The organism is Pseudomonas sp. 18173, assembly GCF_050432945.1.
In the GTDB taxonomy this organism is placed as follows: domain Bacteria; phylum Pseudomonadota; class Gammaproteobacteria; order Pseudomonadales; family Pseudomonadaceae; genus Aquipseudomonas.
Window position 1 is genome coordinate 1 of sequence record NZ_JBKFTN010000061.1, and the last position, 2,524, is coordinate 2,524.

General features: G+C 60.5%; 1 protein-coding gene and 1 pseudogene. Both read right to left on the reverse strand.

All coding sequences use genetic code 11. From position 1 onward, the window contains the following. Positions 1-96: 96 nt before the first annotated feature. A complete protein-coding gene (locus ACLD1X_RS28990; protein WP_429373707.1) occupies positions 97-2,163 on the reverse strand; it encodes a ClpP-like prohead protease/major capsid protein fusion protein in 2,067 nt (688 codons plus the stop codon). Further along, positions 2,126-2,524: pseudogene (locus ACLD1X_RS28995) on the reverse strand (phage portal protein); the annotation flags it as partial. The gene ACLD1X_RS28990 and the pseudogene ACLD1X_RS28995, both read right to left, overlap by 38 nt.

The following is a 2,524-nucleotide window of genomic DNA, read 5'->3' on the forward strand; positions in this document are numbered from 1 at the left end:
TGCCGGGACCCGAATAATTCTTGGACATGCGCATTTCTCCTGCACAGAAACAACAAACCCCGCTCGCGGCGGGGTGTTTAGGGGATTCTTCAACCGTTAACGGCTGGCTTTCGCAAGTGGCACGACACCGACTGACTTGTTCAGACCGCGATAATCCAGCGCCGCGACCCCGGCATCGATCCGCACCTTGCTCGTCACACCATCAATGGTGAAGCCCTGCTGCTGCTCCATGTAGGGCTGTTCAACGCCGTCCAGGTAAGCAACTTCGATGGTGTCAGCACCTTGGCGGGCGGCCTCATACCAGGTGACCGGCGAATCATCGTCCAGGCGTGGCTCGGCGATCACCGTGGCGAAATTGCGGATCGGGTTGTCGATGCCAGCATTAGTGTCGACGCCAGGCACCGACGCCGAGCGGATCAGTTGGTTGGTCTTGTCTTCCAGCGCCACCGGCACCAGGACAAACGCCGGACGAATGTTCAGGGTGCGGGCCTTGCCACCCTCGACCTCGGTTTTCTGCAAGGCCATGGCGGTCTTGGCCTTGCTCAGCGCCTCAATCGACATACTGGCGCCGGTACCGGAGAACAGGTTGTTGCGCTCGGCATCGAACAGCGCTTTGCCGTCGCTCATCACCGGCGAATGGATCAACGTGTCATAGACCAGATCGCCGATGGTGCCGCGCGCGGCCAGACCCATGTTGTAAGGCACCGTGCTCAACTGGTCGAGGTCATCGTTGATGATCGCCTGCCGGGTGATGCTGAACATCTCACCGTAGGTGGCCAGGCGGATTTTTTCACCACGGTCATTGGTGGTGATGTACTTGTATTCCGCACCTGGGCGAACTTCACGCAGGCTCGGGAACGCCCCCATGCCGACCCGGGACGCCACCTTGAAGTCACTCAAACGGCCCTTTTTGGTCCACAGGTGGTAGGTCTCCGGCGCCTCGTCCCAGCCGAGCAGCACCGACTTGGCGGCGCTGTCCACTAGGATGTTGCCGAAGTCGCTGGAGTCATGGGTGAACGCCAGGCCGACCATGGCCATCGGATCAAGAGTGGCCACCAGAATGCCGCGATCATGCAGCGAAGCACGGGCCAACTCACGGAGGCTCATGTGGTTATAGGCGTTGTCTTTCTGGTTCTCCGCCTGACCCAAACGGCCCGCCAGAGAGGCGCGCACCGAATCGCCGACCAGATTGCCATTGCTGATGTGGCCATGATGCCCGGGGCCGCTCGTTGGGGTGGTGGTCGAACCCAGCGCGACCAACAGTTTTTCACGCGCCATCTCGGCCGTGCAGCTCAGATCATTGAGGCAGGTGTTGAGCAGCTCGGTGTGGCTGGTGACCAGCGAGCCACAGAACGCGGCATTGATTGCGGTGCGGCGAGCACCATCCGCAGCCATGACCTGGGCGCGCATCTGATCCAGGGTCAGCGCAACCGGCGCCGGATCAACAACCGGCGCAGGTGTCGGGGCTGGAGCTGGAGCGGGCGCTGGGGTTGGAGCAGAACCGCGTGGATTGAACAGATTTTTTGCCGAGGTAGGCATATTCGTGAACTCCTGCATTCGTTTTGAAGTGAGTTGGGCGGCCGCCTTGAACGGATCAAGCACGTTGTCAGCGAAACCGGCCGCCACCGCTTCGTTGCCATCCATCCAGGTTTCCGCCTTGAGCAGAGTCTGAATGTCCTCGATCGCCTTGCCCGACTTGCGCGTATACGCCTGAATCAGCGTGCTCTCGACCTTGTCGAGTAGATCGGCGTACTCGCGCATGGCGTCGGCATCACCCACCTGCCCACCCCACGGCTTGTGAATCATCATCATGGCGTTGGCCGGCATGTTGATTTCATCCCCGGCCATGGCAATCACGCTGGCCATCGAAGCAGCGAGACCGTCGATGTACACCACCACCCGCGCCGAATGGCCGCGCAGCAGGTTGTACATGGTGGTCCCTTCAAACACGTCGCCACCCGGCGAGTGAATGTGCAGGTTGATCTGAGACACATCGCCGATGGCGGCCAAATCGCGGGCGAACTGTTTGGCGGTAATGCCCCACGCGCCGATCTCGTCATACAGCATCACCTCGACCACCCCGCGCTGCTGCGCCGCACGGAGCGAGTACCAGCTTTCACCGGGCTTATTCGTCGGAGTTATCGAGGCCCTCGGCCTCATCATCGGCAGGCTTCGTTTTGTTTTGCTGTTCATTGCTTTGCGTTTTTCCATAGGTCTCGTGATAGAAGTCCGAACTGAAGACCAGTCCCTGTTCCCGGTTGGTTTTGATTTCCGAAGCCCGGGAACGCTTGAGTTCCTGCGGGTTGCGCTGCCGCGCCCGCGCCACTTCCGATTCGTCGGCAAAGCCGGCCTCGACCAGAATTTTCCAGGCATTGGCCTCATGGATCGGGTTGATCCAAGGCATCACCGGCCCTTGGTAGATCGCACCAAACACCGTGTCCGGATCGACGTCGACCGGCACCTTTATCACCCCGCTGGCAATTGCCATGTGCAGCCATTCGCGATAGACCGGGCGACTCCAGTA

Coding starts and splice junctions, on each gene's coding strand:
- ACLD1X_RS28990 (WP_429373707.1), bottom strand. CDS start 2,163: ATGATGAGGCCGAGGGCCTCGATAACTCCGACGAATAAGCCCGGTGAA.